The organism is Pseudomonas sp. GW821-FHT09D08 (assembly GCF_059416305.1).
This window is the reverse complement of the sequence record NZ_JBWKOX010000023.1, coordinates 40,173-55,470: the sequence shown is the minus strand read 5'-3', so window position 1 is coordinate 55,470 and position 15,298 is coordinate 40,173. Positions and strand designations below refer to the sequence as shown.

Below are 15,298 nucleotides of genomic sequence, written 5' to 3'. Positions count from 1 at the left end.
TCCAATCCACAGTGGGGGGATGTACTGTAGATGCTGACTTTTATATGCCGCCTCGGTTTGGTCACCGTGGGCCTGGCTTTACTGAGCAATATTACGCTCGCCGCCAATGGCAACCCTCCTTCCTTGTATAGCAGCCTGGCGCGCTCGGCTCCAGAACTCAATCCCACGGTACTGAAAAGCGCCCTGAACGCCGTGCAATGCGCCGTCAATAATGGCGAAGAACGCTCCGAGCGCCTGGCCGTGATTGACTACTCCCAGCCTTCGACCGCCCGTCGGCTGTGGATCTTCGACCTGCGCAAGAAAACCCTGGTGCTGCGCGACCTGGTGGCCCACGGCGCAAAGTCCGGGGAAAACTTCGCCACCCAATTCTCCAACCTGGAAGGCAGCCATCAATCCAGCCTGGGCCTGTTCCGCACCCAGGAAAGCTACCTGGGCACCCATGGCTACTCGCTGCGCATGGACGGCCTGGAGCCGGGGTTCAATGACCAGGCCCGCGACCGCGCCATCGTGATTCACGCCGCCGACTACGTCAGCCCCTTGTGGAGCAAGCGCGAAGGCCGCATCGGCCGCAGCCAGGGTTGCCCGGCCGTGCGCCCGCAGGTGGCACGCCAGGTGGTGGACAAGCTCAAGGATGGGCAGTTCATGTTTTCGTGGTACCCCGACCAACGTTGGCTGAAGTCCTCGACGTACCTCAATTGCAAACCCCAGCAGGTGGCGAGTAGTCGTACAATCCGTGGCGGTTAGCCTGTCCCCACAGATAAAAGAGAGCTTCGCATGCTTCTACATCAATCGACCTGGATCGAGATCGGGCAGTTCCTGGAACGCAGCCGCACGGTGGTGATCCCCATCGGCTCCAACGAACAACACGGCCCCACCGGCCTGCTGGGCACCGACTGGATGTGCCCGGAAATCATCGCCCATGAGGCGCAAAAGAACGCCGACATCCTCATCGGCCCGACCTTCAATATCGGCATGGCCCAGCACCACCTGGGTTTCCCCGGCACCATTTCCCTGCGCCCTTCCACCTTTATCGCTGCGATTGGCGACTGGGTGCGCTCGCTGGCCGGGCATGGCTTCGACAAGATCCTGTTTCTGAACGGCCACGGCGGCAATATCGCCACGATTGAAGCGGCGTTTTCCGAGCTGTACGCCGAGGCGAGCTTCGGCCGCCGCCCTGCCGGGTTTGCGTTGAAGCTGGTGAACTGGTGGGACCTGGAAGGCGTCACTGACCTGGCGCACCGCCAATTCCCGGTAGGCCATGGCAGCCATGCGACGCCTTCGGAAATCGCGGTGACGCAGTGGGCGTTTCCGGACGCGATCAAATCGGCCGACTACTCCCCGCAGATCGCCAACACCGGGCCGATCCGTGAGGCCCTGGACTTCCGCGCCCGCTTCCCCGACGGGCGCATGGGCTCGGACCCGGCGCTGGCGACGGTGCAGAAAGGTGGGGAGTTGGTGGCACTGGCGGCTCAAGGGCTGGTGAAAACGGTTAACAGCTTCAGCAACGAAGCCAGACCTTAGGCCTTATGCAGATTCAAATGTGGAAGGGGCTTGCCCTCTTCCACATGGGTTATCTGCACTCCTGCGCCACCTGTTCAAGCCGCGACGGCGTAATGGTCGACGCCAGCGGCTTGCGCTCGTACAAAAACACCTTGCCGCCGTCCCCCGCCTTGTAGACCTCCAGCACGTCATCGGCGGCAATCTTGCTGGTCAACACCAGCTTGGCGTGGCGCGAGGTCTGGGTCACCGTCGACGTGATCCCGTGCTTTTCCAGCTTAGGAAGCAGGCATTGCACATAGGCTTCCGGGCTCTTGCCGGTTTGCAGGGTCAAGGTCGGATTATTGGGGGCGGAAACACAACCGGCCAGCAACAGGGCCGCGACCGGTACGAAAAAAGAGCGCATGAAAAAATCCTGAGTCTAAAAATAAAGGTTCACATCAACCCGCGCGAACCAGCGCCTTGAGCGAGGCATCGAACTGCTTCAACGCATCGAGCTGCACATCCCGCTGCTGTTCGATCCGCGCGGCAATCTCCGGTGCGGCCTTGTCGTGCACCCACACCGAGGGCACCTGCCTGTGCACCGAGCCTTCGGCCTTGGCGATGTATTGCAGGTTCGCGTCATAAAACCGTGCGATAAAACGCGCTTCGACCTGATCGTTGCGCTGGGTCAGCAATTGGTTATGGGTATCGAGCATCACCACCACATCGGGGCGAGCCTGCACCAGGGCATCCAGGTTGTCGTAGACCGTCACCGACAAAAAGGTTCCCTGCAGCGAGCCCATTAACCAATCAATGGCCAGTTCCGGGTCGGAGCTGTTGACGAACGCCTCGCGGATACGTGCGTCAAGGGTATCCCTGGCGCCGTTCAAGGCCATGTCGTGGTAGCGTTCAAGGTAGCTGAGGTTGTCGCGGGTGTTATCGCTTAACAACACACCCACCGATTGCGCATGCTGCAGGGAGTCTACGCTACCGACGATAGGTAGCAAATGGCCTGCACGCAATTCATCAGCGATCGCTGCGTTGTTGACGATCACAGTGCCCAGCATCAGCATCATTAAACCCAGCTGAATCAACGTCCTCATCGCGCATTTCCTTGAACAGCGTCTCGATGGGGGTGATTTTGCGCTTTTCCTGAAAAAACAGAACTTGCGTTGCATGATGGTGACTATTATCTGAACCGATAGTGCTCACATAAAACCTATAAGGACCACGCCATGAAGCCCCACCAGAAAACCTTCGACCGCATCCGCGAAGCCGTCTTGCCGGAGTTTCGCGAGCGGGTCGCCGATTACCTGGTCGAGTATGAACAGGTACTGCTGGATGAGGCGTCGGAGGCCGACCAGGTGCACGCCAGTGCCCAGCAGTTGCGCGGCTACCTGCGTGGCTTGAACACCACGCGGGTGCTGGGCATGGCCGATTGGGAAGACCTGGACCGGCGCGTCATGCAAATGACGGCCAGCGCTACAGCGCAGGACGTTGCAGGTTGACCCACCCCTGCACGGACGGCCGGCGCCACTGGCGCTGCGCATAAGCCACCAACTCGGCAGGTACGCTGTCGCCGTTTAGAATCAGACGATTGAGCATCACCGCCAGGTCCACGTCAGCAATGCACCACTCACCGAACAAGTACGAAGGGTTGCCCGCCAACAGCACCTGCGCCGCACTGATCAAGCGCCGGGCTGCCCCTTGGGCGTCGGCTGACAACGGCGGCATTTTCTGCCCATAAAACACCACCAGGGTCGAACGCTCCTGGCGAATCGGCAGCAAATCACTGCGCAACCACGCCTGCACCTGTCGTGCCCTCGCCCGCTGTTTGGGATCGGCCGGGTACACGACTGTCTCGGGGTAGGCCTGGTCCAGGTACTCGGTAATCGCGGAGGATTCCGACAAGGCAAAATCGCCCTCTACCAGGGTCGGCACGCGCTGGGTCACGGATAGCTGGGCAAAGTCGGCCGTCTGGTTCTGCGCGGTGTCCAGGTCCAGGGTGACCAGGTCGAAGGCCAGGCCTTTTTCCCGCAGGGTGACGAACACCGACATCGCGTACGGGCTGGTGTAGAGCGAATCAACGTAGAGGCGCAACGGGGGCTGGTTCATAACGGGGCTCCTTGGGTGAAGCCCTACGCTACGAGATGCGCGCCGAGAAAGACAATGCGCGGTTTTTATAGGGGCATTCCCGGGCGGAATAGCGGGTTAACCGGCAAACCCGCCCTTGTCCAGAAAGGCGCGCTCATCATCCGTGGTGACCCTGGCCAGCACCGCATTGCGATGGGGAAAGCGCCCGAAGCGCTCGATGATCTGCGCGTGCTCCTTGGCCCAGCGGTAAGTGTTGGCATCCAGTTGCTGATTGAGGGTCAGGGAGCGTTGCTGGTCTTTTGGGTCTTCCGAGTGCTCGAACGGCAAATAACAGAACGCCCGCAATGCCGGCTCAACCTGCTGGTCGAGCCCGGCGTCCACCATGCGCTGGGCATACAGGCGCGCGAGCGGGTCGGTGGCGAACATGTGCGCGGTGCCGCGAAAGGCGTTGCGTGGGTATTGGTCGAGCAGGATCAGCAAGGCCAAGGCGCCTTCGGCTGAATCCAGCCAGCTTTCCAGCTCGCGCCGGGCGGCTTGCAGGTGGGTGGCGTGGAAGGTGTCGCGAAAGGTGGCGTCGAACCCATCGTCCTTGGCAAACCAGCGCTTGGGGCCGGCGTGCTGCCAGAAGTCGATGACGGTTTGAGGGGTGCTCATGCTCAGGGTCTCCGGGTGTGAGTTCACTGAAGGTATCAGAAGCGGGATCAATGGAGGGCAACACGTTGATTAATGTTATAGGATAACGCCAATTTTCCGCCCTGCCCTGTGATTCCGCCCATGACCGATGCCGTTCCCCTGCGCCAACGCCTGCTCTCCATCGACGCCCTGCGCGGCCTGGTGATCCTGTTCATGCTGCTCGACCACGTACGCGAAACCTTCCTGCTGCATCGCCAGGTCAGCGACCCGATGAGCATCGACAGCACAGAGCCCGCGTTGTTTATCAGCCGCACCCTCGCCCACCTGTGCGCGCCGGTGTTTGTGTTGCTCACGGGCTTATCCGCGTTTTTATACGGCCAGAAATACCAGGGCCGCCGCGATGTGTCGGCGTTCCTGTTCAAGCGCGGGGTGTTCCTGGTGGTGCTGGAGTTCACCCTGGTCAACTTCGCCTGGACCTTCCAGTTGCCGCCCAGCGTGATCTATCTGCAGGTGATCTGGGCGATTGGCATCAGCATGCTCGCCCTCGCCGCCCTGGTGTGGTTGCCGCGCCCGCTGTTGATCGTGCTGGCGCTGGTGATCATCGGCGGGCACAACCTGCTGGATGGGCTGCACTTCGACCCAGGCTCGGCGTTGCATATTCCGTGGACGATCCTGCATGAACGCAATTGGATTGACGTATCCGACAGCCTGCGCCTGCGCACGACCTACCCGGTACTGCCGTGGATCGGCGTGATTGCCCTGGGTTACGGCCTGGGACCGTGGTTTGCCAATGCCACGCGGCCTGCCGTGCGCCAGTGGTATTTGCTGCTCGGCGGCTTGGGTGCGTTGCTGGGGTTTGTGCTGTTGCGTGGGCTCAATGGCTACGGCGAGAAACCCTGGCAGGCATATGACAACGGCGTGCAGACGCTGATGAGCTTTTTCAACGTCACCAAGTACCCGCCTTCGCTGCTGTTCCTGGCGTTGACTCTGGGCATTGGACTGTTGCTGTTGCTGGCGTTTGAACGCGCGGGGCATCGACGCTGGATCGGCGTGTTGGCGGTGTTTGGGTCCGTGCCGATGTTCTTTTACCTGCTGCACCTTTATGTGCTGAAAGTGCTGTATGTCGCCTGTGTCGCGCTGCTTGGCCTGAACCAGGGCAACTACTTTGGCTTCGAGAGTATCGGTGCGGTGTGGCTGGTGGCGTTGGTGTTGCCCCTGGCGCTCTACCCGCCGGTGCGCTGGTTCGCCGGGCTCAAGGCCCGCCGCCGCGACCTGGCCTGGCTCAAATACCTCTAATCTGACACAGCTCCAAATGTGGGAGCTCGCCCATACTCATCGTGGCATAGGTATCTACACAATTTTCAGAGACCGGCGAGTTCCCCTGTGGCGAGCGGGCTTGTCCCGCGTTGGGCCGCGTAGCGGCCCCAAAACAGCCGCTATGGAGTTTCTGATACACCGCATTCCGCTTTACTGGGGCTGCACTGGGGCTGCTGCGCAGCCCGACGCGGGGCAAGCCCGCTCACCACATTTACAGTGTTCCTCCCTAACTGACTGGCATTAGGGCTTGCCCCCTCCCACATTTAACACCGTCGGCCTTGGGAGATCAGCGATAAACCAGCCCACCGTCGATCAACGGCGCCTGCCCGGTCATGTAATCCGCGTCCGGCCCGGCCAGGTAGGCCACCAACCCCGCCACGTCCTCCGGCGTTTCCGCACGGCCCAGGGCAATCCCATCGACGTACTGCTTGTAGGTCGCCCCCACTTCGGCACCGGTAATCTCGGCCATGCGCTTGTCGATCTCCACCCACATGTCGGTGCCGACCACGCCCGGGCAATAGGCGTTGACCGTGATCCCGACGCTCGCCAGTTCCTTGGCCGCCGCCTGGGTCAAGGCGCGCACGGCAAACTTGGTGGCCGAGTACACGCCCAGCAGCGCAAAGCCTTCATGGCCGGCGATGGAGCAGGCATTGATGATCTTGCCCTTTTGCTTGAGCGCCTTGAATTTCCTGCCGGCCGCCTGGATGCCCCACAACACGCCCTGCACGTTGATGCCCAGGGTGCGCTCGACCTGTTCCGGGCTGACGTCCAGCAGCGCGTCGATCTGCGCGACCCCGGCGTTGTTGACGATAATGTCGAATCCGCCGAGGGTCTGGTGTGCATGTTCGACCGCCGCCACCACCTGGTCGCGCTTGGACACGTCGGCGATAAACACCGAGGCCTTGCGCCCCAGGGCCACGACTTCGGCGGCCACGGCTTCGAGCTTGGCGCCATTGATGTCGACCAGGGCGATGTCGGCACCGTCCTGTGCCAGGCGCAGGGCGATGGCCCGACCAATGCCCTGCCCGGCGCCGGTCACCAGCGCAACTTTTCCAGCGATACCCATGATGATCTCCTGCAAGGGTTAGAGAAGTCCTGTCTATCGCAGGTGGGCACGCAGGCTGTCGAGAGGCACGTCATTCAGTGAGCGGGCTGAGACGGGACGTCTCACTTGTAAAACCGGGCGGTTATGCCTAGCTTATGCGCCCCCCGCCCTGCGCTTTAAGGCCCTCCCCCATGGTTTTGCGTTTTCGTCCCGTCGTCAGTACACGTTTCGTCCTCGGCCTGCTGCTCAGCGGCGGGATCGGCAACAGTTGGGCGGCACAACTCGAGCTGCCGGCGGTGCAGGTCCAGGGCGAGGACGCGTCCGGCTATCGCGCAGACACCGCCTCGGTCGGCGGCTTCAATGAGGCGCCGCTGCTGGACACTCCGGCCTCGATCACGGTGATCAATGCCGCGCTGATCAAGGACCAGCAAGCGCGCCTGCTCAGTGAAGTGCTGCGCAACGACGCTTCGGTGGGCGATAGCTACGCCCCCATCGGTTACTACGAAAATTTCGTGGTGCGTGGCTTCTCGCTGAATGCGGCGAGCAGCTACAAGATCAACGGACGCACCATCACCGGCGAGCAGAACGTCGCCCTGGAAAACAAACAGCAGGTGGAAGTGCTCAAGGGCCTGGCCGGTTTGCAGAGCGGGATTTCCGAACCCAGCGGCGTGATCAACTACGTGACCAAGCGCCCGGAAGACGTGCGCCAGGTGACGGTGTCCACCGATGACCGCGGCAGTGGCTATATCGCCACCGACGTGGGTGGCTGGTTTGGCAGCGAGCAGCAATTCGGTCTGCGGGCCAACGTCGCCCATGAAGACCTCAATGCCTATGTGGAGCACGCCAACGGCCAGCGCGACTTTGTGTCCCTGGCCTTCGACTGGAACATCAGCCCCGACGCGGTGCTGCAACTGGACGCGGAATACCAGAACAAGCAACAGCGCTCGGTACCGGGCTACCAGTTGCTGGGCGGCACCGAGGTGCCCCACGACGCCTCGCCGAAAAAACTGCTCGGCCACCAGAGCGGTTCCAGGCAGGTCGGCATCGATTCGCTGAACCTCAACGGCACGTTCGAATACCGCTTCAGCGACCAGTGGAAAGGCAGCGTCAGCGCCGCGCGCAGCAAGGTGGTGATCGATGACTACAGTTCGTTTGCCTGGGGCGGCGACACCAACGGTGTCGGCAACCACTTCACGCCCGAAGGCAACTACGACGTCTACGACTACCGCAGCCCCGACGACACCCGCCGTGACGATGAAGTCCAGGCGGCGATGACCGGCCTGTTCGACACCGCAGGCATCGGCCATGAACTGACCTTCGGCACCAGCGCGTTTCGCCGGGTGATCGACAAGCGCAAGTCCGTCAACGAGTACATCGGCACGGCCAATATCGACGCTGACGCGCCGACGTTCACGCCCACCGACAAGCCGTTGAACGACAGCCATCGCACCCTCGACAGCCGCCAGTATGGCCTGTTCGTCACCGACCGCATCCGCCTCAACGAGGACTGGCAAACCCTCCTCGGTGGCCGTGAAGTGCGCCTGGATGAAAAAGCCTTCGACGGTGTCACTGGCAACCAGGCCCGCCATACCCAGCAATACGTGTTCCTGCCCCAGGCATCGTTGATCTACAAACCGGTGGAAAACATCTCGCTGTACACCAGTTACAGCAAAGGCCTGTCCCTGGGCGGCACCGCGCCGTGGTTTGCCAACAACGCCGATGAAACCCTGGCCCCGACCACCTCGCGGCAAATCGAGGCCGGGGTGAAATACGACTGGCGCCGCATCAGCTTCGCCGCCGCTGTGTTCCAGACACGCCAGGCCTATCAGTACGCCAAGCCGGATGGCGCCGGCCAGTTCACCTACGTGCAACAGGGCGAACAGAAAAACACCGGCGTGGAACTGTCGGCCAACGGCTGGGCCACCGAGCGCCTGCAGATTTCCACCAGCGTGGCGGCGATTCGTGCACGGGTCAGCGGCAGCGGCACGCCGGAATACGAAGAGCACCAGGCGATCAACGTGCCCAAGCTGCGCGCCAGTGTGTATGCCGATTATGCGTTGCCGTGGGTCAATGGCCTGGCGGTGCTCGGCGGCGTGCAATACAGCGCCAAGAAGTACGCCAATCGCAGCGGCAATGTGGAGGTGGGGGATTACGCGGTGGTCAACGTCGGCAGCCGCTACACCACCCGGGTCGACGGCTACGAGACGGTGTTTCGCCTGAGCGTCGACAACCTGTTCGACAAGCGCTACTGGCGCGACGCGGGCGAGTACATGGGCGATGACTATCTGTTCCAGGGCGCGCCGCTGACGGCGCGCCTGAGTGCTTCGGTGAATTTCTGAGGCTTATTCAGGCATCTTGCGGAAACCTACCGCGAGGCGGTTCCAGCTGTTGATCGTGGCGATGGCCACGCTCAGGTCGACTTGCTCCCGGGGGCTGAACTCGGCGGCGAGCGCGGTGAAGTCTGCGTCCGGGGCGTGGGTCTGGCTCAGCAGCGTCAGGCTCTCGGCCCAGGCCAATGCCGCGCGTTCACGCGGGGTGAAGAACGGCGTTTCGCGCCAGGCCGACAAGGTGTAGAGGCGACGCTCGGTCTCGCCACCCTTGCGGGCATCGGCGGTGTGCATGTCCAGGCAGAAGGCACAGCCGTTGATCTGTGAGACCCGCAGGCGGATCAGCTCCAGCAATGGCAGTTCGATGGAGAGTTTGCCGACGGCGGCTTCCAGGGCAAGCATGGCTTTCATGGCGTCTGGGGAAGCGGTGTAGAAATCGGTACGGGCTTGCATGCGGAACTCCGGAACGGTGGGAAGTGGTGGCTAGGTTAGCCACCGGGCCGTGGGGGAGAAATAGCCAATTACGGGGAAGAACAGGTGACCAATGGTGCGATCAACCTGGTAATGGAATCACCCGCAACGGTCGCACCGATTTATAGGAAAAACTCGAATAGATCTCCTTGACGCACGGCAGCGTCTGCAACACCTCCCGCGCAAACTCGCCGAACGACTCCAGGTCCCTGGCCACCACTTCGAGCAAAAAGTCATAGCGTCCCGACACGTTATGACAGGCCACGATTTCCGGAATATCCAACAGGCGTTGCTCGAACGCCCGGGCGATTTCCTGGGTGTGGCTCTCCATCATGATGCTGACAAACGCCGTCACCCCATACCCCAGCGCCTTGGGCGAGAGGATCGCCTGGTAGCCGCTGATCACTCCGCTCTCCTCCAGGTTCCTGACCCGTCGCCAGCACGGTGACGTGGTCAGGGACACGCGGTCGGCCAGCTCGGCCACGGTTAAACGGGCATTACCCTGCAGGGCGTTTAATAACGCTTTGTCGGTGCGATCCAGCGTGATGGGCATGACGTGCCTCTGTTTATTGTTTTTATCGAGTTTTCATCCCAGGACACGGGATTTGTCGGCAAAGTTTGGAAAATACAGCCGTGGTTATAAGCATAGCATTGTAGGAAATAAGGAGCATCCGACATGAACACTAAACACAATGCATTCGGTTTTTCCACCCGTGCTATCCACCACGGCTACGACCCCAAGGACCACCACGGCGCACTCGTGCCGCCGATCTACCTGTCGGCCACGTTTGCCTTCCCCACCGCCGAATACGGCGCCGCCTGTTTCGCCGGCGAGGCCGGTGGCCATTTCTACACGCGCATTTCCAACCCGACCCTGGCCCTGCTGGAGTCCCGCATGGCCACCCTGGAAAACGGCGAGGCGGCGGTGGCGTTCAGTTCCGGCATGGGCGCGATTGCCGCGACGTTCTGGACCCTGCTGCGCCCGGGCGATGAGGTGATCGTCAGCCAGACACTCTACGGCTGCACCTTCGCCCTGCTGCATCACGGTATCGGCGAATTCGGCATCAAGGTGCGCCACGTGGACCTCACCGACCTGGCGGCCCTGCAAGCGGCACTCAGCCCCGCCACGCGCATGGTCTACTGCGAAACCCCGGCCAATCCCACCCTGCAACTGGTGGACATCGCCGCCGTGGCCGCCCTCGCCCATCAACAGCCGAACGTGACCGTGGTGGTGGATAACACCTACTGCACGCCGTACCTGCAACGGCCGCTGGAACTGGGCGCCGATGTGGTGGTGCACTCGGCCACCAAGTACCTCAGCGGCCATGGCGACATCACCGCCGGCATTGCCGTGAGCAACCAGGCCCTGGCCCAGCGCATTCGCCTGCAAGGCCTCAAGGACTTGACCGGCGCGGTGATGTCGCCCCAGGACGCCTCCCTGTTGATGCGCGGCCTCAAGACGCTGGCCCTGCGCATGGACCGCCATTGCAGCAACGCCCAGGCCGTGGCCGAAGCCTTGCAGGCGCATCCCGCCGTGGAGTGGGTGACGTATCCGGGGCTGCGCGGCTTCGCGCAACACGCATTGGCGGCGCGGCAGATGAGCCAGGCCGGCGGCATGATCGCCTTCGAACTCAAGGGCGGGATCGACAGCGGACGACGCTTCATGAACGCCCTCACATTGTTCACCCGCGCGGTCAGCCTGGGCGACGCCGAGTCACTGGCCCAGCACCCGGCGAGCATGACCCATAGCACCTACACCCCTGAAGAACGCGCGCATCACGGTATCAGCGAAGGCCTGGTGCGTTTATCGGTGGGTCTTGAGGACGTCGCCGACCTGTTGGCGGACGTGCAGCAGGCGCTGGCCAAGTGCACCCGCGCCGTACCGCGCGAAGCGCCGATGGCGGTACAGTCGGCGCGATAAGCCCCAGGCCCTCGGTTCTGCTTTCCCACGACGGTGGCCGGACGGATCCGACCACCGTTGGCCGGGTTTAATACGGTTTTTTGCCGATTGGATCCCCCTGCCGCCGCCAGGCTGTACTAGCATACGTCCTGCATTCGACACTCATGGACGAACTGATGAACTCACACCTGTTCCCACATATAGGCAAGGTCATCGCCAGCACCGGCAGTCGCGATTTCCCACGCATGCTGCATGACCTGATCCTCACCCAACTGGCAGTGGATGCCACCCATATCACCCAAGTGCGCGTGAGTCCCGAAGGTCACACCCGCCGCAAGATCAGCCCGGTCTACACCGATTCGGTGGCGGCCCTGGGCGATGCGCAACCGGCCGCACAATTGCACCTCACACGCCACAAGGATGATGTGCGCTACGTGCTGTCGGTGTACCGCTCCCACCAGTCAGAAAGCTTTTCGCCCCAGGAACGCAGCATGTTGCAGGACTTCTCCACGCTGTTGTTGCCTTTGGTGGAAAAACACATCACCGCGATTCAGCCATGCCGCGGTGACAGCGACCCGCACCTATCGCAGAACCAGGGCATCGATACCCTGCGTCGACGCATTCAGGAACGCCTGGTGCAATCGGGGCTGAGCCTTTCCAACCGCGAGCTGGAGGTGTGCGTGGGCCTGCTGGCCGGGCGCACGGCGCCGGAGTTGGCGGAGCAACTGGCACTAAAGGTCAACACCATTGAAAGCTACCTAAAGCGGGCGGCGATCAAGCTGGGGATCAGCGGGCGGCATTCGTTGTTGCGGTGGATGTACTCCACCGACGACACCGCGCTCTAAGCCCTCTCCCCGCAGCTGCCTCGCCGAGGTTCGGCAGCTGCGGGGAGGTCAATCCCGTGCCAACGCTTCAATCGGGTCCAGCCGTGCCGCGTTCCTCGCCGGCACGAAGCCGAACACAATGCCGATCAGTGTCGAGCAGCCAAACGCCATGATGATCGACCCCAGGGAAAACACCATCTCCCACTCTTTCACAAACAACGAAAACAGATAGCCGATGGCGAAGGACAGCGCGATGCCAATCATCCCGCCGATCAAGCACACCATCACCGCTTCCACCAAAAACTGCTGGCGAATATCCGACTGTCGCGCGCCCACCGCCATGCGAATACCGATCTCGCGGGTGCGCTCGGTGACCGACACCAGCATGATATTCATCACGCCAATGCCCCCCACCAGCAAGGAGATCACCGCGATCAACGACAACAGCAGCGCCAGGGAACGGCTGGTTTTCTGCACCGTCTGCATGATGCTGTCGAGGTTATTGGTGAAGAAATCCTTGGTGCCGTGGCGTTGCAGCATGAGCGCATTGACGTTGTCTTCCACCACCTTGCTCGGCTGGCCGTCCTTGATGCGCACGGTGATGCTGTCCAGATGGCGCTGGCCTAAGAGACGCCCTGCCGCTGTCTCATACGGCACCCACACGTTGAGTGCCTTGCTCGCGGCGAACATGTTCTTATTGTCCGCCGTCACGCCGATCACCGTGCACGGCAGGTTGCCCACCAGGATCACCTGGCCCAGCGGATCCACATTCGGCCCGAACAGGCGTTGCCGGGTATTGTGGTCGATCACCACCACCTGGGCCTGGCGCCGTGCATCGCTTTCGCTGAAGGCGATGCCGGCTTCGAGTTTCAGCCCCTTCACCTTGAAGTAGCGGTCGCTCACGCCATTGACCTGGGCGTCCAGGTCGATATTGCCGAAACGCAGCAAGAGGTTGCGGCCCACCACCGGGGTGGCGCTGTCGACGTAGTAGAGCCGGTTCAGGGCCTCCACATCCGAGGGCATCAGCGTCTCGATGGCCGAGGCGCGGCTGTCGCCGAAACTGGTGCCGGAGAAAATATCGATGGTGTTACTGCCTATCGCCTGGATGTCCTTGAGCACATAGCGTTTTGCGCCTTCGCCGATGGCCGAGATCGACACCACCGAGGTGATGCCGATGACGATACCCAGCATGGTCAGCAAGGTGCGCATGCGATGGGACACCAGCGCGACCCAGGCCATGTTGAACGCCTCCTTGAACAGCCCCAGGCTTGCCACCAATCGGCGTACTCCGCCGCGCCTGGCCTCGAGCGGCGCCTCGGCAGGCAGGTCCAGGCCACTGCTGTCATTGGCCTTGTCACTGATGATCTCGCCGTCGCTGACCTCGACGATGCGTTGGGCATTGGCCGCCACTTTCGGGTCATGGGTGACAATAATCACCGTGTGCCCGGCCGCGTGCAGTTCGGCCAGGATGCGCATCACCTCCTTGCCGCTGTGGGTGTCGAGGGCGCCAGTGGGCTCGTCGGCGAGGATCACTTCCCCGCCGTTCATCAAGGCCCGGGCAATACTCACCCGTTGCTGCTGGCCGCCCGACAGCTGGCTGGGCCGATGGCTGGTGTGGCTGGCCAGGCCCAGTCGTTCCAGCAGCTCACGTGCGCGGCTGTGGCGCTGGGTCTGCGGGGTGCCCGCGTAGATCGCCGGCATTTCCACGTTGTGCAACGCGCTGAGGTGCGCCAGCAAGTGGTAGCGCTGGAAGATAAACCCGAAGTAATCGCGGCGCAGCTCCGCCAGTTGGTCATTGCCCAGCGAGCGGGTTTCGATGCCGTTGATCCTGTAGCTGCCGGCGGTGGCGTAATCCAGGCCGCCGAGGATATTCATCAGGGTCGATTTGCCGGAACCCGAGGCGCCAATAATCGCCAGCATTTCCCCGGCATGGATGGTCAAGTCGATACCCTTGAGCGCAATGAACTCACGCTCGCCGGCCATGAAACTGCGGGTGATGCCCTTGAGTTCCAACAGTGGCTGGGTCATCCGTCAGTTCCCCGCCACGGTGGGCGACGCGTCACCGATCACCACCTTCTCACCCTCGGCCAGGCCCTCCAGGACCTGCACCTTGACGTTGTTATTGATACCGGTCTTCACCTCCCGCGCCACGGCCTTGCCCTTGGCGTCCAGCACCCGCAGCGAGTAGCGGCCATCGTTGTTGCGCGGGCCGAGCGCGGCCACCGGCACCATCAACGCCGCCTGGGCGGTGTCGAGCACGATGCGCACCTGGGCAGTCATGGCGATGCGCAGGCGATGGTCGGGGTTGGGCACGTCGAACAGTGCGTTATAGAACACCGCCGTGTTCTGCTTGGGGGTGCCGGCAGTCTGGGTTTCGAGGAAGTTCTGCGGCGCCGGTTCCGTACCGCGCAGCTTGGCGTAGTAGCGCTTGTCGGCTTCGCCGAGGATGGTGAAGTACACCTGCTGGCCGGGGCTGATATGAATCACATCGGCCTCCGAGACCTGGGCCTTGACCATCATGGTATCCAGGTCCGCCAGCTTCAACAGCACCGGTGCCAGCTGGCTGGCGATCACGGTCTGGCCTTCCTGGGTGACGATGCCCACCACGTCGCCATCGATGGGCGCAACGATGCGGGTGTAAGCCAGGTTGACCTTGGCGGTGTCGATCTGGATATGCGCACTCTTGATCTGCGCATCCAGGGACAGCAGGTTGGCCTGCTGCACCTGGAACGTCGACTCGGCGTCTTCGAAGTCCTGGCGCGACACCGACTCGTCATCCTGCAAGCCCTTGTAGCGTTCATACACCGACCTGGCCTGCTTGAGCTGCGCCGCCGTGGCCCGGCGCTGGGCCTGGAGGTTTTCCTCATCCACCTGGGCCTTGCGCAGGGTATTTTGCAGGATCAACGGGTCGATTTCGGCGAGCCACTGGCCCTGCTTCACCTTATCGCCGACCTTGACCTTGAGCGACTTCAACTGCCCGGAAACCTGGGCACCGACATCCACTTGCTTGATGCCTTCGAGCACGCCGGTGGCCAGCACGGCGTTTTCGATATCGCCGCGTTCGACGCTGGCCGTAAGGTATTGCGGGGCGTCGGCGGGCGCCTGGACCGTGTAGACGATGAGGCCGATGGCGACGGCCAGGACTGCAAGCAGGCCGGTTTTGCGGAGCTTAGAAGTTTGCATAAATGACCATGAAAAGTGGTTGGGC

At 62.2% G+C, this 15,298-nt stretch carries 16 protein-coding genes; 7 read left to right on the top strand and 9 right to left on the bottom strand.

Going from position 1 to position 15,298, the window contains the following annotated elements; translation table 11 throughout:
• The first annotated feature begins 30 nt into the window (after positions 1–30).
• Together AC07OP_RS27395 and AC07OP_RS27390 are read left to right on the top strand one after the other, a co-directional pair.
• Positions 31–744, top strand: coding sequence for a murein L,D-transpeptidase catalytic domain family protein (locus AC07OP_RS27395; protein WP_065941854.1), 714 nt, complete (start codon positions 31–33; stop codon positions 742–744).
• Between the two features lie 30 nt (positions 745–774).
• Complete coding sequence (locus AC07OP_RS27390; protein ID WP_495102877.1) at positions 775–1,521, top strand: creatininase family protein; 747 nt, start codon at positions 775–777, stop codon at positions 1,519–1,521.
• 49 nt (positions 1,522–1,570) lie between these two features.
• On the opposite strand, the gene AC07OP_RS27385 is transcribed toward AC07OP_RS27390, so the two are convergent.
• On the bottom strand, positions 1,571–1,903 hold the full coding sequence (locus AC07OP_RS27385; protein ID WP_495102878.1) for a hypothetical protein: 333 nt from the start codon (positions 1,901–1,903) through the stop codon (positions 1,571–1,573).
• Between the two features lie 34 nt (positions 1,904–1,937).
• Positions 1,938–2,582 (bottom strand): ATPase, encoded by a 645-nt coding sequence (locus AC07OP_RS27380; RefSeq protein WP_495102879.1) that lies wholly within the window; start codon positions 2,580–2,582, stop codon positions 1,938–1,940.
• Between the two features lie 132 nt (positions 2,583–2,714).
• On the opposite strand from AC07OP_RS27380, the gene AC07OP_RS27375 reads away from it, so the two are divergent.
• A complete protein-coding gene (locus AC07OP_RS27375) occupies positions 2,715–2,987 on the top strand; it encodes a hypothetical protein (RefSeq protein WP_027607230.1) in 273 nt (90 codons plus the stop codon).
• Here the strand turns inward: AC07OP_RS27375 and yfcF are convergent.
• Both yfcF and AC07OP_RS27365 read right to left on the bottom strand, forming a co-directional pair.
• Positions 2,962–3,594, bottom strand: coding sequence for a glutathione transferase (yfcF, locus tag AC07OP_RS27370; RefSeq protein WP_495102880.1), 633 nt, complete (start codon positions 3,592–3,594; stop codon positions 2,962–2,964). The genes AC07OP_RS27375 and yfcF overlap by 26 nt on opposite strands.
• A 96-nt stretch (positions 3,595–3,690) precedes the next feature.
• Positions 3,691–4,227 carry a DUF924 family protein gene (locus AC07OP_RS27365; protein ID WP_495102881.1) on the bottom strand — a complete coding sequence of 179 codons (537 nt, stop codon included), beginning with the start codon at positions 4,225–4,227 and terminating at the stop codon, positions 3,691–3,693.
• 120 nt (positions 4,228–4,347) lie between these two features.
• On the opposite strand from AC07OP_RS27365, the gene AC07OP_RS27360 reads away from it, so the two are divergent.
• Entirely contained in the window at positions 4,348–5,502 is a 1,155-nt protein-coding gene (locus tag AC07OP_RS27360) for an acetyltransferase domain-containing protein (protein WP_495102882.1), read from the top strand.
• A 307-nt stretch (positions 5,503–5,809) separates the two neighbouring features.
• Here the strand turns inward: AC07OP_RS27360 and AC07OP_RS27355 are convergent, their stop codons facing one another.
• On the bottom strand, positions 5,810–6,589 hold the full coding sequence (locus tag AC07OP_RS27355; RefSeq protein ID WP_495102883.1) for an acetoin reductase: 780 nt from the start codon (positions 6,587–6,589) through the stop codon (positions 5,810–5,812).
• Positions 6,590–6,759: 170 nt separating this feature from the next.
• On the opposite strand from AC07OP_RS27355, the gene AC07OP_RS27350 reads away from it, so the two are divergent.
• Positions 6,760–8,907 carry a TonB-dependent siderophore receptor gene (locus AC07OP_RS27350; protein ID WP_495102884.1) on the top strand — a complete coding sequence of 716 codons (2,148 nt, stop codon included), beginning with the start codon at positions 6,760–6,762 and terminating at the stop codon, positions 8,905–8,907.
• 3 nt (positions 8,908–8,910) lie between these two features.
• Here AC07OP_RS27350 and AC07OP_RS27345 read toward each other — a convergent pair whose 3' ends face one another.
• Both AC07OP_RS27345 and AC07OP_RS27340 read right to left on the bottom strand, forming a co-directional pair.
• A complete protein-coding gene (locus AC07OP_RS27345) occupies positions 8,911–9,348 on the bottom strand; it encodes a carboxymuconolactone decarboxylase family protein (protein ID WP_065941158.1) in 438 nt (145 codons plus the stop codon).
• A 100-nt stretch (positions 9,349–9,448) separates the two neighbouring features.
• Positions 9,449–9,919: an Lrp/AsnC family transcriptional regulator gene (locus AC07OP_RS27340; protein WP_027606550.1), complete on the bottom strand. Its 471-nt coding sequence runs from the start codon at positions 9,917–9,919 to the stop codon at positions 9,449–9,451.
• A 123-nt stretch (positions 9,920–10,042) separates the two neighbouring features.
• Between AC07OP_RS27340 and AC07OP_RS27335 the strand changes: the two genes are divergently transcribed.
• Together AC07OP_RS27335 and AC07OP_RS27330 are read left to right on the top strand one after the other, a co-directional pair.
• A complete protein-coding gene (locus AC07OP_RS27335; RefSeq protein WP_495102885.1) occupies positions 10,043–11,287 on the top strand; it encodes a methionine gamma-lyase in 1,245 nt (414 codons plus the stop codon).
• Between the two features lie 155 nt (positions 11,288–11,442).
• A complete protein-coding gene (locus AC07OP_RS27330; RefSeq protein WP_495102886.1) occupies positions 11,443–12,111 on the top strand; it encodes a helix-turn-helix transcriptional regulator in 669 nt (222 codons plus the stop codon).
• A 48-nt stretch (positions 12,112–12,159) separates the two neighbouring features.
• Here the strand turns inward: AC07OP_RS27330 and AC07OP_RS27325 are convergent, their stop codons facing one another.
• Both AC07OP_RS27325 and macA read right to left on the bottom strand, forming a co-directional pair.
• The gene (locus AC07OP_RS27325; protein WP_495102887.1) at positions 12,160–14,118 is read right to left on the bottom strand and encodes a MacB family efflux pump subunit; all 1,959 of its coding nucleotides are present in this window, start codon (positions 14,116–14,118) and stop codon (positions 12,160–12,162) included.
• Between the two features lie 3 nt (positions 14,119–14,121).
• The gene (gene macA / locus AC07OP_RS27320) at positions 14,122–15,273 is read right to left on the bottom strand and encodes a macrolide transporter subunit MacA (RefSeq protein WP_495102888.1); all 1,152 of its coding nucleotides are present in this window, start codon (positions 15,271–15,273) and stop codon (positions 14,122–14,124) included.
• Positions 15,274–15,298 lie beyond the last annotated feature (25 nt).